Source organism: Rhizobacter sp. (assembly GCF_031412495.1).
GTDB lineage: Bacteria > Pseudomonadota > Gammaproteobacteria > Burkholderiales > Burkholderiaceae_C > Schlegelella_A.
This window is the reverse complement of the sequence record NZ_JANODC010000169.1, coordinates 1-21320: the sequence shown is the minus strand read 5'-3', so window position 1 is coordinate 21320 and position 21320 is coordinate 1. Positions and strand designations below refer to the sequence as shown.

24 protein-coding genes and 2 pseudogenes are annotated in these 21320 nt (G+C 71.2%); 13 read left to right on the top strand and 13 right to left on the bottom strand.

Going from position 1 to position 21320, the window contains the following annotated elements; translation table 11 throughout:
• From AC30N0_RS06340 to AC30N0_RS06330, 3 genes and pseudogenes are all read left to right on the top strand, one after another.
• Window positions 1-221: pseudogene (locus AC30N0_RS06340) on the top strand (NADH:ubiquinone oxidoreductase subunit N); the annotation flags it as partial.
• The gene (locus tag AC30N0_RS06335; RefSeq protein ID WP_489517081.1) at window positions 218-829 is read left to right on the top strand and encodes an NUDIX domain-containing protein; all 612 of its coding nucleotides are present in this window, start codon (window positions 218-220) and stop codon (window positions 827-829) included. The pseudogene AC30N0_RS06340 and the gene AC30N0_RS06335, both read left to right, overlap by 4 nt.
• 54 nt (window positions 830-883) lie before the next feature.
• A complete protein-coding gene (locus AC30N0_RS06330) occupies window positions 884-1324 on the top strand; it encodes a DUF1178 family protein (protein WP_489517080.1) in 441 nt (146 codons plus the stop codon).
• Here AC30N0_RS06330 and AC30N0_RS06325 read toward each other — a convergent pair.
• Window positions 1318-1569 carry a DUF2917 domain-containing protein gene (locus AC30N0_RS06325; RefSeq protein WP_489517079.1) on the bottom strand — a complete coding sequence of 84 codons (252 nt, stop codon included), beginning with the start codon at window positions 1567-1569 and terminating at the stop codon, window positions 1318-1320. The genes AC30N0_RS06330 and AC30N0_RS06325 overlap by 7 nt on opposite strands.
• Window positions 1570-1728: 159 nt before the next feature.
• Between AC30N0_RS06325 and gcvA the strand changes: the two genes are divergently transcribed.
• Window positions 1729-2691 (top strand): transcriptional regulator GcvA, encoded by a 963-nt coding sequence (gcvA, locus tag AC30N0_RS06320; protein ID WP_489517078.1) that lies wholly within the window; start codon window positions 1729-1731, stop codon window positions 2689-2691.
• On the opposite strand, the gene AC30N0_RS06315 is transcribed toward gcvA, so the two are convergent.
• Together AC30N0_RS06315 and AC30N0_RS06310 are read right to left on the bottom strand one after the other, a co-directional pair.
• The gene (locus tag AC30N0_RS06315) at window positions 2618-4039 is read right to left on the bottom strand and encodes an FAD-binding oxidoreductase (RefSeq protein ID WP_489517077.1); all 1422 of its coding nucleotides are present in this window, start codon (window positions 4037-4039) and stop codon (window positions 2618-2620) included. The genes gcvA and AC30N0_RS06315 overlap by 74 nt on opposite strands.
• A complete protein-coding gene (locus AC30N0_RS06310; RefSeq protein ID WP_489517076.1) occupies window positions 4036-4407 on the bottom strand; it encodes a DUF2069 domain-containing protein in 372 nt (123 codons plus the stop codon). Before AC30N0_RS06310 ends, AC30N0_RS06315 begins: the two co-directional genes overlap by 4 nt.
• Before the next feature lie 61 nt (window positions 4408-4468).
• On the opposite strand from AC30N0_RS06310, the gene AC30N0_RS06305 reads away from it, so the two are divergent.
• Complete coding sequence (locus AC30N0_RS06305) at window positions 4469-5674, top strand: YihY family inner membrane protein (protein WP_489517075.1); 1206 nt, start codon at window positions 4469-4471, stop codon at window positions 5672-5674.
• Between the two features lie 36 nt (window positions 5675-5710).
• Here AC30N0_RS06305 and AC30N0_RS06300 read toward each other — a convergent pair whose 3' ends face one another.
• Both AC30N0_RS06300 and AC30N0_RS06295 read right to left on the bottom strand, forming a co-directional pair.
• Window positions 5711-6151 carry an SET domain-containing protein gene (locus AC30N0_RS06300; RefSeq protein ID WP_489517074.1) on the bottom strand — a complete coding sequence of 147 codons (441 nt, stop codon included), beginning with the start codon at window positions 6149-6151 and terminating at the stop codon, window positions 5711-5713.
• Complete coding sequence (locus AC30N0_RS06295) at window positions 6148-6756, bottom strand: alpha-ketoglutarate-dependent dioxygenase AlkB (protein ID WP_489517073.1); 609 nt, start codon at window positions 6754-6756, stop codon at window positions 6148-6150. The genes AC30N0_RS06300 and AC30N0_RS06295 overlap by 4 nt, the downstream gene beginning before the upstream one ends.
• A gap of 67 nt (window positions 6757-6823) precedes the next feature.
• Between AC30N0_RS06295 and cutA the strand changes: the two genes are divergently transcribed.
• From cutA to AC30N0_RS06270, 5 genes and pseudogenes are all read left to right on the top strand, one after another.
• The gene (gene cutA, locus AC30N0_RS06290; RefSeq protein WP_489517072.1) at window positions 6824-7144 is read left to right on the top strand and encodes a divalent-cation tolerance protein CutA; all 321 of its coding nucleotides are present in this window, start codon (window positions 6824-6826) and stop codon (window positions 7142-7144) included.
• Window positions 7145-8005: 861 nt separating this feature from the next.
• Window positions 8006-8269: pseudogene (locus tag AC30N0_RS06285) on the top strand (nitroreductase family protein); the annotation flags it as partial.
• Between the two features lie 174 nt (window positions 8270-8443).
• On the top strand, window positions 8444-9121 hold the full coding sequence (locus AC30N0_RS06280) for a SagB/ThcOx family dehydrogenase (RefSeq protein WP_489517071.1): 678 nt from the start codon (window positions 8444-8446) through the stop codon (window positions 9119-9121).
• Between the two features lie 181 nt (window positions 9122-9302).
• Window positions 9303-10229: a non-homologous end-joining DNA ligase gene (gene ligD, locus AC30N0_RS06275; RefSeq protein WP_489517070.1), complete on the top strand. Its 927-nt coding sequence runs from the start codon at window positions 9303-9305 to the stop codon at window positions 10227-10229.
• A 157-nt stretch (window positions 10230-10386) separates the two neighbouring features.
• The gene (locus AC30N0_RS06270) at window positions 10387-10641 is read left to right on the top strand and encodes a hypothetical protein (protein WP_489517069.1); all 255 of its coding nucleotides are present in this window, start codon (window positions 10387-10389) and stop codon (window positions 10639-10641) included.
• A 4-nt stretch (window positions 10642-10645) separates the two neighbouring features.
• Here AC30N0_RS06270 and AC30N0_RS06265 read toward each other — a convergent pair whose 3' ends face one another.
• Together AC30N0_RS06265 and AC30N0_RS06260 are read right to left on the bottom strand one after the other, a co-directional pair.
• Entirely contained in the window at window positions 10646-12241 is a 1596-nt protein-coding gene (locus tag AC30N0_RS06265) for a serine/threonine-protein kinase (protein WP_489517068.1), read from the bottom strand.
• A 55-nt stretch (window positions 12242-12296) separates the two neighbouring features.
• The gene (locus AC30N0_RS06260) at window positions 12297-12647 is read right to left on the bottom strand and encodes a PilZ domain-containing protein (protein ID WP_489517067.1); all 351 of its coding nucleotides are present in this window, start codon (window positions 12645-12647) and stop codon (window positions 12297-12299) included.
• Between the two features lie 158 nt (window positions 12648-12805).
• Here AC30N0_RS06260 and AC30N0_RS06255 point away from each other — a divergent pair, with 158 nt between their 5' ends.
• Complete coding sequence (locus AC30N0_RS06255; RefSeq protein WP_489517066.1) at window positions 12806-12943, top strand: hypothetical protein; 138 nt, start codon at window positions 12806-12808, stop codon at window positions 12941-12943.
• Between the two features lie 80 nt (window positions 12944-13023).
• Here AC30N0_RS06255 and AC30N0_RS06250 read toward each other — a convergent pair whose 3' ends face one another.
• Genes AC30N0_RS06250 through AC30N0_RS06230 form a run of 5 tightly spaced genes read right to left on the bottom strand, consistent with a single transcriptional unit; the run spans window position 13024 to window position 18674 of the window.
• A complete protein-coding gene (locus AC30N0_RS06250; RefSeq protein WP_489517065.1) occupies window positions 13024-13998 on the bottom strand; it encodes an ABC transporter ATP-binding protein in 975 nt (324 codons plus the stop codon).
• Entirely contained in the window at window positions 13995-14996 is a 1002-nt protein-coding gene (locus AC30N0_RS06245; protein ID WP_489517064.1) for an ABC transporter ATP-binding protein, read from the bottom strand. The genes AC30N0_RS06250 and AC30N0_RS06245 overlap by 4 nt, the downstream gene beginning before the upstream one ends.
• 1 nt (window position 14997) lies before the next feature.
• On the bottom strand, window positions 14998-15900 hold the full coding sequence (locus AC30N0_RS06240) for an ABC transporter permease (protein ID WP_489517063.1): 903 nt from the start codon (window positions 15898-15900) through the stop codon (window positions 14998-15000).
• Between the two features lie 4 nt (window positions 15901-15904).
• Window positions 15905-16864 carry an ABC transporter permease gene (locus AC30N0_RS06235; protein WP_489517062.1) on the bottom strand — a complete coding sequence of 320 codons (960 nt, stop codon included), beginning with the start codon at window positions 16862-16864 and terminating at the stop codon, window positions 15905-15907.
• Between the two features lie 19 nt (window positions 16865-16883).
• On the bottom strand, window positions 16884-18674 hold the full coding sequence (locus AC30N0_RS06230) for a peptide ABC transporter substrate-binding protein (protein WP_489517061.1): 1791 nt from the start codon (window positions 18672-18674) through the stop codon (window positions 16884-16886).
• Between the two features lie 151 nt (window positions 18675-18825).
• Between AC30N0_RS06230 and AC30N0_RS06225 the strand changes: the two genes are divergently transcribed.
• A complete protein-coding gene (locus tag AC30N0_RS06225) occupies window positions 18826-19641 on the top strand; it encodes an acyl-CoA thioesterase (RefSeq protein WP_489517060.1) in 816 nt (271 codons plus the stop codon).
• Between the two features lie 83 nt (window positions 19642-19724).
• Complete coding sequence (locus AC30N0_RS06220; protein WP_489517059.1) at window positions 19725-20453, top strand: ribonuclease activity regulator RraA; 729 nt, start codon at window positions 19725-19727, stop codon at window positions 20451-20453.
• On the opposite strand, the gene AC30N0_RS06215 is transcribed toward AC30N0_RS06220, so the two are convergent.
• On the bottom strand, window positions 20450-21320 hold an 871-nt coding region (locus AC30N0_RS06215), incomplete at its 5' end, for an MFS transporter (protein WP_489517058.1). The genes AC30N0_RS06220 and AC30N0_RS06215 overlap by 4 nt on opposite strands.

Here is a 21320-nt window from a genome sequence, read left to right as displayed (position 1 = left end):
TGGTGGCCGTCGTACTGTCGCTGCTCGGCGCCTTCTACTACCTCCGCGTCGTCAAGGTCATGTACTTCGAGGAGCCGGTCGACGCTCACCCCCTCGGCGGCGCCAGGGATGTCCGCATCATGCTGTCGCTGAACGGCGCTGCGGTGCTGCTGCTCGGCATCCTGCCCGGCGGCCTCATGCGGCTCTGCGAGCAGGCCATCGTCCAGATGTTCGCGACATGAGCGCGCGCCCGCCAGGCACCTCGGCGTCGGCCGACGCCGGCATGGCCCACCTGCGCGAGACGACGCTCGAGTCGATCTCGGTCTGGCGCGGCGCCTTCCTCGACGTGCGCCAGGACCGGGTCGGCCTGCCCGACGGCACGAGCGCCCGCCGCGAGTACATCGTCCACCCGGGTGCGGTGATGATCGTGCCCCTGCTCGACGACGGGCGGGTCGTCGTCGAGCGCCAGTGGCGCTACCCGATGAAGAAGGCGATGCTGGAGTTTCCGGCCGGCAAGCTGGAGGCATCGGAGCCGGTCCTGTCCTGCGCCGTGCGCGAGCTCGCCGAGGAGACCGGCTACCGCGCCGCGGAGTGGGCCCGCGCCGGCGTGACGCACAACGCCATCGCCTACTCCGACGAGATCATCGAGGTCTGGTTCGCGCGAGGTCTCGAGCGCGGCGAACGACGGCTCGACACCGGCGAGTTCCTCGACGTCTTCGAGGCCACGGTCGACGAGCTCGACGTCGCCGTTCGCGACGGTCGCCTGACCGACGCCAAGACGCTGGTCGGCCTGCTCTGGCTGCAGAACTGGCGCGCCGGCCGCTGGCCGCTGGACTGGCAGCGCGTCTGACGGTCGGCTCCCCCGGATGGCATGCTTTCGCGGTGCCGATGCTGATAATGCAGCATGAAGGTCCTGAACCTGCGCTGCGGCCTCGACCATGCCTTCGAAGGCTGGTTCGCATCGGAAGACGACTTCGTCGCGCAGGCCGAGAGCGCCAGCGTCGCCTGCCCGATCTGCGGCGACACCCGGGTGTTGCGGCTGCCCAGCGCCCCTCGACTGAACGTCAGCCGGCACAGCGCAAGGGCGCCAGCCAGCCAGCCCGAAGCGGGCCACGAGATGACGCTGCAGTCGCAGTGGCTTCGCGCCCTGCGCCACGTGATGAAGTCGACCGAGGACGTCGGCGAGCGTTTCCCCGAGGAAGCCCGCCGCATCCACTACGGCGAGGTCGAGGAGCGCGGCATCCGCGGCCGGGCCTCGCGCGAGGACGCCGAGGCCTTGCGCGAGGAGGGCATCGAGGTCATGCCCCTGCCGATCCCCGACGCGCTCAAGGGGCCGGTTCAGTGATGCGCGCGGGCGCCGCCGTCGAGTAGCAGGTAGCTCGAGTCCTGCAGGGCGCTGATCAGCACGCCCTCGGCGCGGTCGAAGGCGAAGGCGTCACCCGCCTCGAGGATGATGTCGCGCCGATCGCCGTCCTGCGTCACCCACAGCACGCCGCTCAGGCATTCGACACGCCGGCCGACGGGCCTGGCGACGGGGTGGATGCGGCCCTTGCCGATCCGCGAGGCGCCCAGTAGCAGGTCGTTGTTCATCACGTTCTCCTGTAGCATGAACCGGATGCATGCAGCGAGGGCCCGTTCCGGTTCTGTTTGGCAGGCCCTCGGAAGCAAGTATTCGGCTTCGCGCGACCGGCCACAAACGGTCGTTGCGAATGGCAAGCATGCATTGCGCGCATGCAAGGCGAGGCCCGGGTGAGCCGCCTCCACCAGTTGCCCCCGCTCGAGCTGCTCGTCGCCTTCGATGCCGCGGCCCGGCACCTGAGCTTCACCCGCGCCGGCGAGGAGATCGCCCTCACGCAGTCGGCAGTGAGCCGGCAGATCCAGGCCCTCGAGGAGCGGCTCGGCGTGGTGCTGTTCAGGCGCATGCACCGCGCGCTTGCGCTCACCGACGAAGGCCGCACCTTCCACGCCGCCACTGCGGAGGCGCTGGACCGGCTCGACCGCGCGACGCGCGAGCTGACGCAGAGGGAGCGGGTCAGGACCGTCGTGGTGACGACGACGCCCGGCTTCGCCGGCCTGTGGCTGATCCCCCGCCTGGCCAGCTTCGTTGCCGCGCATCCCGATGTCGACGTGCGCATCTCGGCGGTCAACGCGCTCGCCGATCTCAGGCGCGGCGGCGTCGACGTGGCGGTGCGCTACCAGTCGGTCACGGCCCCGGGCGGGGTCGGCGTTCGCCTGTTCGGCGAGACCGTGTTCCCGGTCTGCAGCCCGCGCCTGCGCGGCCCGTCGCGCGCACCGCTGTTGCGCCCGGCCGACCTCGCCGGCCACACCCTGCTGCGCATGGAGCCCGACGCCAGGAACCCGCTGCACGACTGGGATCTCTGGCTGCAGGCGATGGGCCTGGCCGGCCTGCAGCCGGCCGGCGTGCTTCACTTCTCGTCGTACGACCAGCTGATCCTGGCCGCCCTGGCCGGGCAAGGTGTGGCGCTCGGCCGACTGCCACTCATCGAGAGCCACCTGCGCAGCCGCAAGCTCGTCGTGCCCTTCAGCGAGAGCGTCGTCTCGCCGCGCGGCTACTACATGCTGGTCGCGCCGGCTTCGGCGGCGCGGCCGGAGATCCGGGCCTTCACCGAGTGGCTGGTCAGGAACGCGGAAGCGACGGCGCCAGGACCCGGCCGGGATTCAGCACGCCGTCGGGGTCGAGCGCCTGCTTGATGGCGCGCATCATGTCCAGCGCCACCGGCGACTTGCGCAGGGCGAGCTCCTCGCGCTTCAGCGTGCCGATGCCGTGCTCGGCCGAGACAGAGCCGCCGCGCGCGACGACAGCGTCGTAGACGATGGCGTGGATGGCGTGCTCGCAGCGCTGCAGGAAAGCGCCGGCAGGCTCGTCCTCGGGGCCCTGCACGTTGTAGTGCAGGTTGCCGTCGCCCAGATGTCCGAAGTCGACGAGGCGGACGCCCGGGAAGGCGCGCTGCAGCGCGGCGTCGGTGGCGGCCACGAAGTCGACGATGGCCGAGGCCGGCAGGGCGATGTCGTGCTTGATGTTCTGCCCCTCGGCGTTCTGCGCCATCGGGATCGATTCGCGGATGTGCCACATCGACTTCGCCTGCTCGAGGCTGGCGGCGATGGCGGCATCGTCGACCAGGCCCCGCTCCAACGCAGAGGCGAGCAGCGCTTCGAGCGCGGCCGAGGCGTGCGCCTCGCTCTCCGCGTCCGACTGCTCGACGAGCACCGTCCAAGCTGCCCGAGAAAGCGGTTGGCGCACATGGGGGAAGTGCTTGCGCACGAGGTCGAGCGAGAGTGTGTTCATCGCCTCGAACCCGGTCAGCCCCGGGCCGAGGCGCTCGTGCGCGAGCGAAAGCAGGTCGACCGCCGCCTGCAGCGAGGGCAGGGTGGCCATCGCCGTCATCACGGCGGCCGGGCGCGGGTGAAGCTTCAGCGTTGCCGCGGTGATGATGCCGAGCGTGCCTTCGCTGCCGATCAGCAGGTCGCGCAGGTCGTAGCCGGTGTTGTCCTTGCGCAGGCCGCTGAGGCCGTCCCAGACGCGCCCGTCGGCGGTGACGACTTCGAGGCCGAGGCACAGCTCGCGGGCGTTGCCGTAGCGCAGGACCTGCGTGCCGCCGGCGTTCGTCGCCAGGTTGCCGCCGATCGTGCAGCTGCCCTGGGCGGCGAGGCTGAGCGGGAACAGGAGGCCATGCTCCGCCGCCTTGGCCTGGACGTCCTGCAGCACGCAGCCGGCCTCGGCAGTGAGGGTCAGGTTCGCGACGTCGACGGCGCGGATGCGCTTCAGCCTCGTCATCGACAGCAGGATCTGCTGCCCGCCTGCATCGGGGACCGAGCCGCCGACCAGGCCGGTGTTGCCGCCCTGCGGGACGATGCCTACGCCGGCGGCGCGGCATGCAGCCACCACGGCCGCCACCTCGGCGGTCGTGCCCGGTCGCACCACCGCGAGGGCGCGGCCGTGAAAGCGCTTGCGCCAGTCGACCTCCCAGGCGGAGAGGTCGCCCTCGGTCAGCACGTGGTTCGCGCCGACGGCCACGCGCAGCGTCTCGATCAGGGTCATGTCGGGTGCGCCCGCTGCAGGCGCGTGCGGACGTGGAAGGCGCAAGCGATGAAGAGGAGCAGCGCCAGGGCCAGCTCGAGCGCCGCCAGGCCGGCGCCGATGCCGTGCTCGCTGGTCGCCCGCACCGCACCCTCGGCCACGTACAGCCAGACCAGGAGGCTGACCCATCGGTAGGTGTAGAGGCGCATGCGCCAGAGCCCCGGCACGGGAATCAGGAGGGGCACGACCTTCAAGGCCAGGGTGCCGCGCCCGGTCGGCGCCAGCACCAGCTCCCAGGCCAGGCCGAGAGCGATCAGGGCCAGGGTCGCGGCGACCGCGAGGGCTCGCGTCCACTGCACCGTGCCCGGCAGGGCCGGAGCGTCGTTCATCGCTGCTTATGATGCCAGCAATGCAGCGCGCACCGGCCTCGCACGGCGTCGACCGCACAGGGTGAAGGCCTCCGCCGCACGCCTGATCGCGACCCTGCAGGCGTGGCCCTGGCTGGCGACGCTGCGCATGCTGGCGCATCGCTTCGGCGACGAGCGTCTGGCGCTCACCGCCGGCGGCCTGACCTTCACCACGACCATCTCGCTGGTGCCGCTGGTCACCGTGATGCTGGCCCTGTTCTCCGCCTTTCCCATGTTCGCGACGATGGAGGAGGCGCTGCAGAGCTACTTTCTGCAGGCGCTCGTGCCCGACGCCATCGCCCGGCCGGTGCTGCGGGCGATCAACCAGTTCTCGAGCCGGGCCAGCCAGCTCGGCATCGTCGGCCTGGTGGCGCTCGTGGTCAGCGCGCTGGCGATGATGCTGACGATCGACCGCGCCCTCAACGCGATCTGGCGCGTGCGCCGGCCGCGCCCGATCGCGCAGCGGGTGCTCGTCTACTGGTCCGCCGTGACGCTCGGCCCGCTGCTCGCCGCGGCGAGCCTGGCCGGGACGTCGTACGCAGTGTCGGCCTCGCGCGGCTTCGTCGGCTCGATGCCGAGCGGCATGGGCGTGCTGGTGTGGACGGCCGAGTTCGTGCTGCACGTCGTCGGTGTCGCCGCGCTCTTCCGGTTCGTGCCCAACACCCGCGTGCGATGGCGCCATGCGCTCGCTGGCGGCCTCTTCGTCGCCGTCGGCATGGCCGTCGCGAAGCGCCTGATGACGTTCTATTTCGCGGCCGTGCCGTCGTTCTCGATGATCTACGGCGCCTTCGCGACCCTGCCGATCTTCCTGGTCTGGATCTACCTCGGCTGGGTCATCGTCCTGGGCGGTGCCGTCATCGCCGCCTACGCGCCCTTGCTCGGCAGGCATTTGTCGCGCTGGAGCGATGCGCCCGGCGTGCAGTTCCACATCGCGCTTGCCTTGGTCGGCGCCCTCGACAGCGCGCGCGCGGGCGGCCGGCACGGCCTGACGGGCGAGCAGCTCGCCGCCGCCGTCGGCACCGACCCGCTGCAGAGCGATCCCGTCCTCGAGCACCTGGTCGCGCTCGACTGGGTCGGTCGCCTGGCCGAGTCCGGCAACGCCCGCCACGTGCTGCTGTGCGATCCGGCGACGACGCGGGCCGAGCCGCTGATCGCCCGCCTGCTGATCGAGCCGCAGCCCGACCTCGCCGCGCTCTGGCAGCGCGCCGGTTTCGCCGAGATGACGCTGGCCGAGATCGCCGTTCGCTGAGGCCCGGCGCGGCGGCCCGGTGCGAGCGGCCTCCCGCTACAGCCGGCCGGCGCAGCGCGGCGCGCCGCAGTGGCAGGCGAGCCTGCCTTCGTGGTGCGACTCGCCGTAGTCGACCGTCAGTTCCTCGCCGGCGGCGATGGCGCGCATCGCGTAGAGCTCGACGCGGCCCTGGCGGATGCGCAGCACGGCGTTGGGCGCGCACGAGTGGTTGGTGAAGCGGAGCGGGTCGGTCGATGCCGATGCATCGATGGCCCGCTTCTCGCTTACCTCGACGATCATGATCCGGGCCAGCGGCCGCGCGCGCCGTCGCGCCTCGCGCACGCTGATGGCCTCGCCGCGGATCTCGCCGATCTTGCGCCGTCCGGGGATCGCCTCGCCGGCGAACGCGCCGTGGCCGTCGATACGGCTGGGCTGCACGTCGACGCGAAACTTCTGCGGGTCGGCGGGCGGCCGGCGCGGCCTGGCGGCTTCGGTCATCGAGCGGTTCTCGTGGTGCGGAAGGTGATCGAGTAGCGCAGCGCCGGCGTCGGCGCGACGCTGTGCTGCCAGCCCCAGCGTGCCTCGGCGCGGAGCACGTAGGCCGAGCGCGGCGCGAGCTCGAGCGAGAGGACGTCGGCCTTCTTCGGCTGCAGGGGCGGGTAGCGCCGGAAGCGCATCCGCGCCGTGCCCGCCAGCGAGACGCCGACGACGGTCTCGAAGTCGGGCGCGTCGCGATGCCAGCCAAGGGGCACGCCCGGCCGGTACTCGGCGACGAGCACGCCGCCGAGCGCGTCCGGGGCGACGCCGACCCACGCCGCGGCGCGGGCGCGCACCGGTTCGAAGGCGGCCGGCATGGCGGGCGCAGGCAGCAGCCGGTTGTCGTCGAAGTCGTACGAGAGGCCGAAGCCGGCGACGCGGCGGCGCGCGGTGTAGCCCTTGTAGCGCGCCTCCTGCAGCGGCAAGGCCGATATCGCCGCCAGCAGGCCGGCCTCTTCGTCCGCATCGATGAAATCGGGCCGGTAGGCCCAGCCGTCCGGCAGCGCCGGGCCGGCGTTCTCGGGGAGCTCGCCGAAGAGGGCGAGCTGGTCGGGGCCGGGCAGCACGGCTGGATTGTCCGGCGTCGGCAAAAGCCATGGATGCGGCGCTAGAGTGGTTGGCGGAGGATGCAGCATGGACCCAGCCCGCGCCATCGTCGTCGTGACCACCGTCGGCACCCGCGCCGAAGCGCGCGCGATGGCGCGCACCCTGGTCGAGCGGCAGCTCGTCGCCTGCGCGCAGATCGCCGAGATCGAGAGCTTCTACCGCTGGGATGGCGGGACCCGCGACGACGGCGAGTTCCGCCTCTGGCTCAAGACGGTGCCGGGGCGCTACGACGCGGTCGAGGCGGCGATCCGGGATCTGCATCCCTACGAGCTGCCTGCCATCTACGCGATGCCGGTCGGCCCCATCGATGCGGCCTACGCGACGTGGGTGGAGGGCGCCTCGCGCTAGGCGTTGCAAGGCCGTAGGCAGGCCGACGACGGACATGGCGATGCCGAAGCTGCTCTGGGTCGCGCTGCCGCTGCTGCTGGGCGCTGCCTGGCTCGGCGTGCAGATGCTGCGCGGCAGGACGCCGTCGCGGCACGCGATCAACGTCGGCTCGAGCGTGCTGCTGCTCGGCTACGTGCTCGCGACAGCCGGGCTCGGCATCTTCTGGGTCGCGAACCAGCAGCTTCCGGTGTTCGACTGGCACTACCTGTTCGGCTACGGCACCCTGCTGCTCGTCACGCTGCATCTTGTCTTCAACTTCCGTGTCGTCTGGCGCTTCCTGAGGCAGCCTCGGGCCGGACAGGCCGGCGGACCCCCGCCCGCAGCCGTCGCCGGGCCGATCACCGCATCGAGCCGCCGCGGCGCGCTCGCCGGGCTCGGCGTCGTCATCGCCACGGGCGCCGCCTTCGCTCTCGGCCTGCGCCAGGGCCGCAGCTTGCTGCGGCCCGAAGCTGTCGCGCGGCCGCCGGGCGAGGCCGTTGCCGACCCGGGCGCGGCGGCGCTGGCGCGGGTCGAGCGTTTTCACGCCGTGTCCTCGCACTCGCGGGCCGGCGTGTTCCTGCGCGCGCCCGGGGTCGACTGGGGCGACGCGCCGGCGCCGTTCAAGGCCTACCCGGGGGCGCTGCGGGTCGCCCTGCCGCGGCCCGGCGGCAGGGAGGACGAGCTCTCCGGCCTCGGCACGCTCGGCAGCGTGCTCTGGCACGGCACCGGCGTGAGCGCGGTGCGCGGTGGCCTGCAGCTTCGCACCTCGCCCTCGTCCGGGGCGCTGTTCCCGGCCGAGCTGTACGTCGTGGCCCGTGACGTGGCCGGCCTCGCGCGCGGGATCTGGCACTACGACGCGCAGGGGCACGCGCTCGAACGGGTCGGCGACGCGTCCGCCGAGGCCGCGGCGCTCGACGCCGGCGCCGATCCGGCGCCGACAGGGCGCCCGGGCTCGTCGTCGCCACCGCCGTCTTCCGGCGCACGGGCTACAAGTACCGGGACCGGGCCTACCGCTACGTGCTCGCCGACCTCGGTCACACCCTGGAGAACCTGCGCGTGGCCGCTGCCGCAGCCGGGGCCGCACTGCGCTTCGTCGCCGCCTTCGACGAGGCGAGGACCGCCGTCGCCCTCGGCATCGACCCGGCCGAAGAGGGCGTGCTCGCGCTGGCCGCCTGGCAGCCGGACCCGGCGGGCTCGAGCCGATGGGAGCCGCCCTCGGCCGCAGCTCTCGGGCCGCGCTGGCAGCCACCCTCGCTCGCACCCGATCACGGGGCGCTGGGCGTGACCGGGGCGGTTCATGCCGCGACGTCGCTGGAGGCGGCGCCACGTCGCCCCGGCTCGCCGCCCGGCCCGCCGGTCGCCGCGCAGGCCCTGCCGACGGACGCCGTCCTGCTGCCGTCGGTCGAGCCGGCCCGAGCCGACGTGCTGCAGGTGATGGCGACCCGCCGGTCGCTGCGGCGATTTGCGCGGACGCCGCTGCCGCGCGACGCGCTCGCCGGCGTGCTGGCGCACATGGCGGGCCCGGCGCCGGTGTGGTCGCCAGCGGTTCGCATCGACCTCGTGGTGCACGCCGCCGAGGGCATCATGCCGGGCGCGTACCGGTACGACCCGCTGCGGCATGCGCTGCTGCCGCGGCGCACCGGCGCCGACCTGCGCGACGCCGCGCGTGCCGCGGCCCTCGACCAGGACGTCATCGGCGACGCGGCGGTGGCCTTCGTTCTCTCGATCAACCGCAGCGCCTTCGCCGCCGACCCGCTCGGCGCCGCCCGCGGCTATCGGCACGCCTTCCTCGAGGCGGGCCTGGTGGGCGAACGGATCTACCTCGAAGCCGGTGCGCGGGGTCTCGGCGCCTGCGCGGTGGGCGCGTTCTACGACGACGAGGCAGCGGCGCTGGTCGGCATCGACCCGGTGCGCGATTGGGTCGTCCACTTCGCCGGCCTCGGCATTCCGGCGCGATGAGGGCACGCCGCAAGCCCGGTAGAGCGGCAGCGCCTATGCTGGGCGGATGAACGAACCGACGCAGCCGCGCGCCACGCGCGACCACCACCCCGCGAAGCCTTCCCGCGCCGCGGGCTCGCGTGCTTCCGCCGCGAAGCCAGACTCGGGCAAGCGCCGTCGGCCTGCGGCGGGCGGGGTTGCCGTGCAGATCCCCCTCGGCAAGGACGCCGTCGTCGACATCGGCGGCCGGCCGGTCCGCCTCACCAACCTGGACAAGCCGTTCTGGCCCGAGGCCGGCATCGTCAAGCGCGAGCTCCTGCAGTACTACGCCGATGTCTCGCCCGTGCTGTTGCCGCACCTGGCCGACCGTGCCATGGTCATGAAGCGCTACCCGGACGGCGCGGCCGGCGAGCCCTTCTTCATGAAGCGGGCGCCGTCGCCCCGACCGGAGTGGATCGAGACCTGCGCCATCGAGCACGCCTCCGGCAGCGTCATCGACTTCCCGATGATCCAGGACCTCGCCTCGCTGCTGTGGGTCGTCAACCTCGGCTGCATCGACCTCAACCCCTGGTACGCGCGCTGCGACGATGTCGACCGTCCCGACGTCCTCCACTTTGACCTCGACCCGGTGCCCGAGGCGACCTACGAAGGCGTGGTCGAGACGGCGACGCTCGTGCGCAAGGCGCTGCAGGGCCTCGGCATGGAGCCGCTCGTGAAGACGACGGGCTCGCGCGGGCTGCACGTGTACGTCGCCATCGTGAGGGGGCCTACGCAGAAGGAGGTCTGGCGTTTCGCCAAGCGCTTCGCCTTCGACATCGCCGCGCTGCGTCCGGATCTCATCACGGCCGAATACCGCATCGCGAAGCGGCCCGCCGGCCGGATCCTCGTCGACTACAACCAGAACGCCTGGGGCCGCACGCTCGCCTCGGCCTACTCGCCGCGGCCGCGACCGCTGGCGACGGTGTCCGCGCCGATCAGCTGGGACGAGCTCGATGCCGGGGCCCGCATCGAGGACTTCGACCTGCGCAACATGCCGGGGCGGATCGCCGCGGTCGGCGACTTGTGGGCGCCGCTGCTCGAACCGGCCGGCCGCTTCGATCTCGGCCCCTTGCTGCGCGCGATCGGCTGAACGGCGCCTGGGGCGGCATGGACGGCGCTTGCAGGCGAGGTGGACTGCGTGGGCCGTGCATTTGTATCGAATTGCGTGTTCGTCACAGTTACATCCGTGCCCCGGAGCCGCCGTCGTCACAGAATTTCTCTTTTCCGGATCGAGGTATCGAGACTTCATGCGTGCCATCTACAAGGGCTACACCTTCGCCGACGTGACCACGCAGACGGAGACGGGCCGGTTCAAGGCTCGCGCGGCGATCATGGCGCTCGACGGTGGCCGGACGAGGTCGCAGCGCTTCCTGGATCTCGAGACCTACGCCACCGAGGACGAGGCGAAGGCGCGCGTCATCGCTGCCGCGAAGGCCTGGATCGACGCCGACGTGGGTCAGGACCGGCTGGCGCTGCCGTCGAGCTTCGTGCCTTTCGAGTGAGTCCCTAGCGGGCCAGCTCCGACTGGCGCCGCGTCTCGGCATAGCGGCGGAACGACTCGCACTGGGCGTGCGAGCGAAACCCGGGCTCCTGGCACTGGCGGTCCATGCAGGTCGCCATCGACAGGAAATTCCGGTCGCCGCAGAGATCGCGCGGACCGAGCTCGCGCCCCGCCGCGACCGAGCGCGGGGCCGGCGCGGCCGCTGGTGTCGGGCGGGGGACTGCAGCGGACGCGCGGGTTTCCTTGCGCTGCATCGGTGGCCTCGCGGCCAGTCCGGGGGCTTCGTCTGCATCGGCGCTGACCGCTGCCGCCACCGCCGGCGCACGACGGGGCTGCATGATCGGCGCGGGCGCGGCGCTCTTCTGCAGTTCTGCGGCGGCTGAAGGAGGGACTGGCGGCGACGGCAGGCTGGACACCGCGTTCGCTGTCCCGGCGCCCGCCGGCACGTGCCGGGCCCAGATCGCTAGGCACACGCCCGCGCCGACGGCGGCCACGGCGACGGCCCGCTGCATCCAGCGGCGACCCGGCAGGCGGGCGACGAGCGGCGCCGCCGGGGCCACCGACGCAGCGACGGATGCGGCAGCCGATGCCGGCGCGGGCTCGAGGCGGCAGTTCGGCGCCGCAGCGAGGCCGTCCAGCACGTCCCTGAACCCCTGCACGGACTGCGGCCGATCGTCGGGCCGCACCGCGAGCGCCCTGTCGAGGGCCTGCAGCACGGCCATCGACAGCCCGCTCTTGCCGGCAGAGGCCGCGGCGAGGCGCGGCTGCGCGTCGTTGACGGCGCGCAGCGCCGCAGGGACCGGGGGCGATCCGGTGATCATGAAGTGCATGACGCCGGCGAGCGCGTACAGGTCGGTCCAGGCACCCTGCTTCAGCCCGGGGACGTCGCCGTATTGCTCGATCGCCGCGAAGCTCGGCTTGAACATCGCCGTCAGCGCCTGGGTCCGGTCGCCGACGACGTGACGGGCCGAGCCGAAGTCGAGGAGCACGGGCTTGCCGTCGGGCTGCACGATGACGTTGTCCGGCGAGATGTCGCGGTGGAAGACGCGGGCCTCGTGCAGCACTTCCAGGGCACAGAGCAGCGGGTGGAGCAGGCGGCGCAGGGACTGCTCGTCGCGCAGTGCGCCGGTGGTCCGCTGCACCTCCTTCAGGGTGCGGCCCGGATAGTGCGGCATGACCATGTAGGCCGTGCCGTTGGCTTTCCAGAAGCGGTGCACCTTGACGAGCGACGGGTGGTCGAAGCCGGCGAGGAGCTGCGCCTCCCTCATGAAGGACTGAAGGCCGGCGGCGTAGGACGATGCGTCCGGTTCGCTGCGCGGGGCGACGGTCCAGGTCTCCGTGCGTCGCGCCAGGTCGACCGGCAGGTACTCCTTCACCGCCACCGATCGGCGCAGCGTGTGATCGAGTGCGAGGTAGACGATGCCGAAGCCGCCGGCGCCCAGCACGTCGAGGACCTCGAACTCGTGCAGCCGGGTTCCACGCGGGAGCGCGTCGTCGCGGCCGCCTTCGACGCGGTGACGGGCCGGCGGCCAGGGGCTCCCCGGCGCCTGCAGCGCCGTGACGGTGAGGGTGGTCGGGGAGTGCAGGGGTCGGGTCGTCATGCGCGCAGACCCGGGCGTGCTCGCCGCCGGGGGAAGAGCCCGCCCCGCGCGATCCTCAGGGGCTCTCGACGAACGAGCGGATGGCCTCGGCCACCTCGGCATCGAGGCTGGCGAATACTGCACCGACCTTGAAAGCCTCGGGCCCGGTATAGGACGAGTAGACGATCTTCAGGGGCAGCGTGACGTTGCGCTCGCCGCCGGCCAGCGGCACGACGAAGCTCACGCTGCAGTGCCGACCGGGCGGCATCGGCCGCGGCGACAGCAGGCTCATGCCTTCGAGGCTGAGATCCCAAGTGCGCACCTGCAGGGTCTGGTCGGCGTGGACGATCGTCGCCGGCTGACGCAGGGCCTTCCGCTGGAACGACCTGCGGTTGGACGCCTCGTTCGGCGGTGCACGAGCGATCATCGACATTCACCTTGACCGGATGGGAAAGTGTCACTCTCTCACATCGGCAGGTGCAACGTGGGTTTGAGGCCGTCGGGCCGGGTCGCCGTGGCAGTGCGAGATTTCGCACAGCCTGGACCTTCTTTATCGAACCTCAACAAAGTCCTGTCGGCCAGGCTGTGGAACTGCCGACCCTGCCGAGCATGGGAAACATCGAGCGTCAGGTTCGCCAATTCGCCGACGGCGTGCGGGTCAAGGTCGGTGAGCGCGGCCTCTCCTATGGCTCGAGTCTGCTGGCGACGTTCCGATCAACCTGAAGACAGCCCGGACCCTCGGCATCCGGGGCCCGCACTCGCTGCTGCGCGCCGACAAGGTGTTCGAACAAGAACCCCAGCCATCAGCCGCGAAGGTGACAGGCCACCCACTGGCCATCGGCGCTCTGCTTCAGCGGCGGCGCCTCGCTGCTGCAGAGCGGGAACTGGGCGATCGGGCAGCGCGTGTGGAAGTGGCAGCCCGACGGCGGCCGGATCGGGCTCGGCACGTCGCCCTGCAGGGGAATGCGCTTGCGCTTGACCTTCGGGTCCGGGATCGGCACCGCCGAGAGCAGCGCCTCCGTGTACGGGTGCAGCGGCTGGGTGTAGAGCTGCCTCGCCGAAGCGAGCTCGACGATGCGGCCGAGGTACATCACGGCGACGCGGTCGCTGATGTGCTCGACCACCGACAGGTCGTGGGCGATGAAGATGTAGGTGAGACCGAGCTTCTGCTGCAGGTCCTCGAGCAGGTTGATGACCTGGGCCTGGATCGAGACGTCGAGCGCCGACACGGCCTCGTCGCAGACGATCTGCTTGGGGTCGACGGCGAGGGCGCGGGCGATGCCGATGCGCTGGCGCTGGCCGCCGGAGAACTCGTGCGGATAACGCTGCATGTGATCGGCCGACAGGCCGACGGTTTCCAGCAGGGCGACGATGCGCGCCTCGTACTCGGCCCGGTCCTTCGTCAGCTTGTGGATGGTGAGCGCCTCGCCCACGATGGCGCCCACCGTCATGCGCGGGTTCAGCGATGCGTACGGATCCTGGAAGATGATCTGCATGTCACGCGCCAGCGCGCGCAGCTCGTCGGCGCCGGCTCGGGTCACGTTCTGCCCTTCGAACCACACCTCGCCGGAGGTGGGCTCGAGCAGGCGCAGGATGCAGCGCCCGGTCGTGCTCTTGCCGCAGCCCGACTCTCCCACGAGCCCGAGCGTCTCGCCGGCCTGCAGATCGAAGCTCACGCCGCTGACGGCGTGCACGTTTTCGACCTCGCGGCCGAGGAAGCCGCCGCGAATCGGGAAGCGCTTGACCAGGTCCTTGACCTGGAGCAGCGGCGTGCTCATGCCGGAACCGGCACGGCCGACGCAGGAAGGACATCGAAGATGCAGCGGACCTTGTGCCCGGGCACCGGCTCGCGCAGCGCCGGGGTGGCGCCGACGCAGGCCGGCGCGGCATGCCGGCAGCGGCTCGCGAAGCGGCAGCCGTCGCCGGGCTCGATGAGCTTGGGCACCGTGCCGGGGATCTGCTCGAGGCGCACCTTGTGCAACGCCGCCGTGTCGATGCGCGGGATCGAGCGGATCAGGCCCTGCGTGTAAGGGTGGCGCGGGTTGGCGAACAGCTCCTCGACGCTGGCCTCCTCGACCACCATCCCTGCGTACATGACGACGACGCGCTGCGCCACCTCGGCAACCACGCCCATCGCGTGCGTGATCAGCATCACCGACATGCCCAGGCGCGCCTTCAGATCGCCGATCAGGTCGAGGATCTGGGCCTGGATCGTCACGTCGAGCGCCGTCGTCGGCTCGTCGGCGATCAGCAGCTTCGGGTTGCAGGCCAGCGCGATGGCGATCATCACGCGTTGGCGCATGCCGCCGCTGAACTGGTGCGGGTAGTCGTGCACGCGCTGCTCGGCGGTGGGGATGCGCACCAGCCGGAGCATGTCGACGGCGCGGTCCATCGCCGCCTTGCGGCTCAGGCCCTCGTGCAGCCGCACGCTCTCGGCGATCTGCTCGCCGACGCTGTAGACCGGGTTCAGGCTGGTCATCGGCTCCTGGAAGATGATGGCGATCTCCTTCGCCCGCACCTTGCGCATCTCGTCGGCCGACGCGGGAACCAGGTCGCGGCCCTGCCACAGGACGCGGCCGGCGACGATCCTGCCCGGCGGCATGTCGATCAGCTTCATCACCGTCTTGGCCATGACGCTCTTGCCGCAGCCGCTTTCGCCGACGACGCAGACGGTCTGGCCGGCCTCGATCGAGATGTCCACGCCGTCGACGGCGTGCAGCCAGCCATCGTCGGTCTTGAAGTGGGTCTTCAGGCCCTGGATGTCGAGCAGGGCCATGTCACAGAACCCGGCGTGGGTCGAGCGCGTCGCGCAGGCCGTCGCCGATGAAATTGATGGTCAGGACAGTGAGGAAGATCGCAAGTCCCGGAAACAGCGCCCAGTGAACGGCCAGGTCCATGTAGTCGCGGCCGTCGTAGAGGATGCGACCCCAGGTCGGGATGTCCGGCGGGAAGCCCAGGCCGAGGAACGACAGCGTGCTCTCGGCGATGATGGCCGCGGCGACGTCGATCGACGCTGCCACGATCACCGGCCCCAGGCTGTTGGGCAAGATGTGGCGCAGCACCTGCCGGCTGGTGCTGGCACCCAGGGCGCGCGCGGCCTCGACGAACTCCTTCTCGCGCAGGCTGAAGAACTGCGCGCGAACCAGCCGGGCCACCGGCATCCAGCGGAAGCCGCCGATCACCAGCACGATGAGGATGAAGATGCCGACTTCGAGCCCGAACGCCTTCTTCAAGGGCTCCCGGAACAGGAAGATCAGCAGCAGCAGCAGGGGCAGCTGCGGCAGGCTCAGGAACAGGTCGGTGACCCACATCAGCGCTGCGTCGAGCCAGCCCCGCGCGATGCCGGCGAGCGAGCCGATGAGGACGCCGACGGTCACCGCCATCAGCATCGCCGCCATGCCGACCGCCAGCGAGATGCGGCCGCCGTACAGCACGCGTGCCAGGACGTCTCGCCCGAGGTCGTCGGTGCCGAGCGGATGCTTCATGCTCGGGCCGGCCAGCCGCGCCTGGAAGTCGATGTCGTTGATGCCGACCTTGTAGACCAGCGGCCCGAACAGCACCGCCAGCACCAGCGTGCCCAGCACGAACAGGCTCCAGTAGGCGAGCCGGTGCCGCTTGAACCGGTGCCAGGCCTCGGCCCAGGGGCCGCGCGCCTTGCGGCGCGGCGTGGCCGGGGCCACCGCGTCAGCGGTAGGAGATGCGGGGATCGAGCCAGCCATAGAGGATGTCGGCGACGAGGTTGAACACGATCACCAGCATCGCGAAGACGAAGGTCACAGCCATGATGACCGGCGTGTCGTTGCGCAGGATGGCGTCGATGAGCAGGCTGCCGATGCCGGGGATGCGGAAGATCTGCTCGGTGACGATGGCGCCGCCGAACACCGCCGGCATCTGCAGCGCGACCAGCGTGACGACCGGGATCAGCGCGTTGCGGACGACGTGCTTGTTGATGACGACGCGCTCGGGCAGGCCCTTGCTGCGCGCCGTCGTCACGTAGTCGAGGCGCACCACGTCGAGCACGCTCGAGCGCACGTAGCGCATCCAGCTGGCGGCCTGGAACAGCCCGAGCACGGTGATCGGCATGATCGACTGCTTGAACTGCGCCACCCACCAGTTCCAGCCGGTCTCGGAGAGGTCGGCGCGGTAGACGAACGGCAGCCAGCCGAGGTAGATGCTGAAGAACAGGATGAACAGCACGCCGGTGAAGAACGTCGGCAGGCTGAAGCCGATGAACGCGAAGGTGCTGGCGATGCGGTCGAACCAGGAATACGGCCGGACCGCCGCCAGCACGCCCACTGGCAGCGCGATGGCCAGGGCGAGCAGCTGCGACAGCCCGATCACGGCGATCGTCACCGGCAGGCGCTGCCAGACCAGCTTGTCGACGTCGATGCGGCTGACGAAGGAAAAGCCCCAGTCGCCCTGCAGCATGTTGACGAGCCAGTGGAAGTAGCGCTGCCACACCGGGTCGTCCAGCCCGAACTGCGCGCGCAGCGCGGCGCGCACCTCGGGCGGGACGTTCGGGTTCTGCGCCAGTTCCTCGAACGGATCGCCCGGCGCCAGCGCCAGCACCGTGAACAGGATCAGGCTGATGCCCAGCAGGCTGGGCAGGGCGATCAGCAGCCGGCGCGTGATGTAGTTGAACAAGGGGCGTCAGGCACGCGGGTCAGGCGTCACGACTCCATGCCCCGAGCGCCCAGGTGTCGTTGTCCCACGCCGAGGGATGCGCCACCAGCTTGGTCACGAAGCCGCGCGGCCGCGGTCGCGCAAACAGCGGGATCACATGCTTGTCGTTGATGAGCAGGTCGTTCATCTTGATGAACATCGCGGCGCGCTTGGTGGCGTCGAACTCGACCTGCGCCGCCCTGAACGTGGCGTCGTACTCGGCGTTGCTCCAGCGCACCAGGTTGCGGCTGGCCCACTTGTTGGCCTTCTGCGCGATCTGGTCGGTGGTCCATTGCTCCATGAAGATCTGCGGGTCGGGCTGCGTCATCGTGGTCGTGTACATCTGCACGTCGGTCCAGAACTTCTGGTACGTGTCGGGGTTCGCGGCGTCGCTGCCGAAGAACACCGCGGCCGTGACGCTCTTCAGCTCCAGGTCGATGCCGGCCTTGGTGCAGGCGTCCTTGACGATGGCCTGCGTCTTCTGGCGCGGCTGGCTGACGCTGGTCTGGAACACGAACTTCAGCTTGACGTTGCCCTTGGCGCGGATGCCGTCGGCGCCGCGTCGCCAGCCCGCGCCGTCGAGGATCTGGTTGGCCTTGTCGATGTTGAACTCGTACGAAGTGTTCGGGCTGCGGAAGCGGGCCGGGTTGTTCAGGAAGTTGCTCGTGGCAACGCCGCCGCGGCCGTAGATGAAGTCCTGGACGCCCTTGCGGTCGACGAGCAGCGCCATCGCGTCGCGCACGGCCTTGTCGGTAAAAGCCGGGTGCTTGCTCTTGGCGCTGCCGCGCTCGCCGTCGACCTCGTTCCACGGGTCGGTGACGTTGAGCGAGATGAACTCGATGTCGCTGCCCACCAGGAACACCAGCTTGCCCTTGCCGGCGCCTTCCAGGCGCTTGAGGATCTCGTCCTCGACGGCCAGGTTCCAGGCGTAGTCGAACTCGCCGGTCTGCAGCACCGAGCGCGCGGCGCTCAGCGCGTCGCCGCCGCCCTTCAGTTCGATGGTGTCGAAGAACGGCTGGTTCGGCACGTGGTAGCCGGCGTAGGCGTCGGCGCGGATCATGTCGCCCGGCTTGAAGTCGTTGAACTTGTACGGGCCGGTGCCCACCGGCCGCACGTTGGCCGGGGCCTCGCGGCTCTTGGCGCCGATGAACGGCTCGAACACGTGCTTGGGCAGGATCATCCCGAAGCTGCCGACGAAGGGCTCGGCCCAGAACGGCGTCGGCCGCGCGAAGGTGACGCGCACGGTGTGCGAGTCGAGTTTCTCGACCTTGATGTCCTTGTAGACCGCGACCGACACCGTGGCACTGGCCGGATCGCCGGCGTAGGCGGCGGTGAAGAGGACGTCGTCGGCGGTGAACGGCCTGCCGTCGTGCCAGGTGACGTTGCGCTTGAGCTTCCACGTCACCGACAGGCCGTCGGCCGAGACGCCGCCGTTGGCGCGGCTCGGGATCTCTGCGGCCAGGGCCGGAATCATGTTGCCGTCGCTGTCCCAGCCGGCCAGTGCCTCGTAGAAGATCCGCGTCGCGTCCTGCTCCTTGGTGCCACCGGCGAAGTGGGGCTGCAGGTGCACCGCGCCCTGCCACCAGATCAGCTTCAGGGTGCCGCCGCCGCCGCGTTTCGTGCCCTTGTACGGCACTCCCGTCACTGTCTGCGCGATGCCTTCGTTGAGCAGCATCACGTTGGCGAAGGGCGCCGTCAGGCCCAGGCCCACCATGCGCTGGATGAAGCTGCGGCGCGGCATCGCGCCGGTGCGCACCTTCTCGATTAGGCCGCGCAGATCACGTTCTTCCATGGGGAAACCTCCTGAGGGGTGACGGGCTGGGCCGCGGCGACGGCCGGGGCGGACTTCAAAATGGCGATCCTAGCGATTGGCTTGCCGGCGCCTATACGGGTAAGGCCCGGGAGAGCCAATGCAAGATATCGGCCAACCCGAGAGCCATCCCATGCACCCCCTGGACCTCGCTACCGCGCTCGCCGGCGCTGCAGCCGACCCCGTGCGGACCGCTCGCACCAGCGATGCGTACTGGACCTTCATCAGCCCGTTCGGCGGTGTCTCGGCGGCCATCGCGCTGCGTGCGGTGCTCGAGCGCCCGGAGCGCCAGGGCGACCCGCTCGCGCTCACCGTCAACTTCTGCGCACCGATCGGCAAGGGCGACTTCGCGGTGCGCACCCGGCTCGTGCGCGCCAACCGGTCGAGCCAGCACTGGCAGGTGGAGTTCACGCAGGGCGAAGGCAGCGAGCCGGTCCTTGCCGCCAGCGTGGTGACCGCCGCGCGGCGGGCCACCTGGAGCCACCGCGTCTCGGCGCCGCCGGTGCTGCCGCCCTGGGAATCGACGCCACGGTTCGCGAACACGGATTCGCTGTCCTGGGTGGCGCAGTACGAGTTCCGATTCGCCGAGGGAGCCATGGCGCTGAGCGAGACGATGCCGGAGCCGCTGCGCAGCGCGCGCTCGGTGCTGTGGCTCCGCGACGCCGAGCCGCGCCCGCTCGACTTCCTGTCGCTCGCGGCGATGAGCGACGCCTTCTTCGGCCGCATCTTCCAGGTCATCGGCCGCATGCCGCCGTTCGGCACCATCTCGATGACGACCCACTTCCACGCCGGTGCCGACGAGCTCGGTGCACACGGCAGCGCGCCGCTCGCGGCCATCGCCGATGCGCGCGTCTTCCACCGCAGCTTCTGCGACCAGTCGGGCGAGCTGTACGGAGCCGGCGGGCAACTGCTCGCGACCACCTCGCAGGTGGCCTACTACAAGGTCTGAACACGGGGTCCGGATCAGGGGCCGGACCGGGCCCGCCCGCGCCGGCGCTATCCTGATGCGATCGAACCCTTGATGCCCCTGCCATGACCGCCACCGAAGTCCAGCCGCTCGCCGCGGCCACCGTCGCCGCCCTGCAGGGCGTGGCCACCGCGACGCTCACCACCGTGCTCCTGAAGAAGGGACTGCGCAACGTCTGGATCCGCGGCGCCCGGCCGCTCGAGAACGGCCTGCCGAAGCGGCAGGTCGGACGCGCGTTCACGCTGCGCTTCGTCCCGGCCCGCGAGGACCTGGCGACGCCGGCGTCGTGGGGCGCGCCGATCTCGACGCGGGCGGCCATCGAGGCCATGCCGGGCGGCGTCATCGCCGTCGTCGACGCGATGGGCGTGCGCGACGCCGGCATCTTCGGCGACATCCTCTGCGCCCGCATGAGCAAGCGCGAGGTCGCGGCGCTGGTCACCGACGGCGTCGTGCGCGACCTCGCCGGCGTGCTCGGCACCGGGCTGCCGGTCTGGTGCCGGGGCGCGGCCGCACCCGCTTCCGTGAACGGCCTCACCTTCGTCGGCTGGCAGGAGCCGGTCGCCTGCGGCGGCGTGGCGGTGTTCCCGAACGACGTCATCGTCGCCGACGGCGACGGCGCGGTCGTGATCCCCGCAGCGCTGCTCGATGCGGTGGTCGAGATCTCGATCGAGCAGGAACGCTACGAAGCCTGGGTCGTGCGCGAAGTCGAGGCCGGCGTGCCCCTGCCCGGCCTCTATCCGCCGAACGAGGCGACCCAGGCGCGCTACGACGCCTGGGTCAAGGCGCAGGGCTAGCCGGCGCCGGAGCCCGAGCCGCGCGGCCTGCCGCTGCGCGGGATCCAGTAGCCGAGCACGCCCGCGGCGGTGAACGCCAGCAGGCCGATGCAGGCGACGCCGCCGGCCAGCGACAGCGCCGCGGTGACCCCGGACAGCAGGGCCGGGCCGACGGTCGAGCCGAGGTCGGAGAGCAGCCGCCACAGGCCGAGGAAGTGGGCCCGGCCGGCGACCGGCGAGTGGTCCGCGCCGAGGGTCATGATCAGGCCCGAGCCGATGCCGTTGCCGAAGCCGATGAGGAGCGCAGCCAGCAGCAGCGTGCCAGCGCCGTGGGTGAACGGCGTCAGGAGCAGGGCGCAGCCCATGATCAGCATCGACGGCACGGCGACCCAGCCGCGGCCCTTCTTGTCCATCACCTTGCCGGCGGGATAGAAGACGAGCATGTCGATGCCGCCGGCCAGGCCGTAGATGAGCGAGGTCACGGCGGCGTCGAGGCCGATGTGGTCGGCCCAGAGCGGGATCACCGCCTGGCGCGAGGCGCGGACGGCGCTGATCAGCAGCACGCCGAGGCCGAGGGTGAGGAAGAGCCGGCGGTGGTCGACGCCGATCGAGCGCAGCGTGGGCGCGACGCGCAGGGCGGTCACGTCGGCACCTGGCTGGGCAGGCGGCGGCTCGGGCAAGTCGCGTATGCGCACGGCGACCACCGCGGCGAGGACGAAGGCGCCTGCGGCGGCCCAGTAGGCGCCGCCGATGCCCATGACGTGGATCAGGGCCGCGGCGAGGAACGGGCCGACGAAGAGGCCGATCCGCATCACGCCGCAGAGCGTCGACAGGGCGCGCGCACGGTAGTGGAACGGAACGACTTCGGTGAGGTAGCTCTGCCGCGCC

Excerpts from the sequence above, each read along its gene's own strand:
- AC30N0_RS06325 (WP_489517079.1), bottom strand. The coding sequence starts at position 1,569 with ATGAACAACGACCTGCTACTGGGCGCCTCGCGGATCGGCAAGGGCCGC.
- AC30N0_RS06230 (WP_489517061.1), bottom strand. The coding sequence starts at position 18,674 with ATGGAAGAACGTGATCTGCGCGGCCTAATCGAGAAGGTGCGCACCGGC.
- AC30N0_RS06315 (WP_489517077.1), bottom strand. The coding sequence starts at position 4,039 with ATGACCCTGATCGAGACGCTGCGCGTGGCCGTCGGCGCGAACCACGTG.
- AC30N0_RS06245 (WP_489517064.1), bottom strand. The coding sequence starts at position 14,996 with ATGGCCCTGCTCGACATCCAGGGCCTGAAGACCCACTTCAAGACCGAC.
- AC30N0_RS06330 (WP_489517080.1), top strand. The coding sequence starts at position 884 with ATGAAGGTCCTGAACCTGCGCTGCGGCCTCGACCATGCCTTCGAAGGC.
- cutA (WP_489517072.1), top strand. The coding sequence starts at position 6,824 with ATGGACCCAGCCCGCGCCATCGTCGTCGTGACCACCGTCGGCACCCGC.
- AC30N0_RS06265 (WP_489517068.1), bottom strand. The coding sequence starts at position 12,241 with ATGACGACCCGACCCCTGCACTCCCCGACCACCCTCACCGTCACGGCG.
- AC30N0_RS06300 (WP_489517074.1), bottom strand. The coding sequence starts at position 6,151 with ATGACCGAAGCCGCCAGGCCGCGCCGGCCGCCCGCCGACCCGCAGAAG.
- AC30N0_RS06260 (WP_489517067.1), bottom strand. The coding sequence starts at position 12,647 with ATGATCGCTCGTGCACCGCCGAACGAGGCGTCCAACCGCAGGTCGTTC.
- AC30N0_RS06250 (WP_489517065.1), bottom strand. The coding sequence starts at position 13,998 with ATGAGCACGCCGCTGCTCCAGGTCAAGGACCTGGTCAAGCGCTTCCCG.
- AC30N0_RS06225 (WP_489517060.1), top strand. The coding sequence starts at position 18,826 with ATGCACCCCCTGGACCTCGCTACCGCGCTCGCCGGCGCTGCAGCCGAC.
- AC30N0_RS06270 (WP_489517069.1), top strand. The coding sequence starts at position 10,387 with ATGCGTGCCATCTACAAGGGCTACACCTTCGCCGACGTGACCACGCAG.
- AC30N0_RS06335 (WP_489517081.1), top strand. The coding sequence starts at position 218 with ATGAGCGCGCGCCCGCCAGGCACCTCGGCGTCGGCCGACGCCGGCATG.
- AC30N0_RS06310 (WP_489517076.1), bottom strand. The coding sequence starts at position 4,407 with ATGAACGACGCTCCGGCCCTGCCGGGCACGGTGCAGTGGACGCGAGCC.
- AC30N0_RS06220 (WP_489517059.1), top strand. The coding sequence starts at position 19,725 with ATGACCGCCACCGAAGTCCAGCCGCTCGCCGCGGCCACCGTCGCCGCC.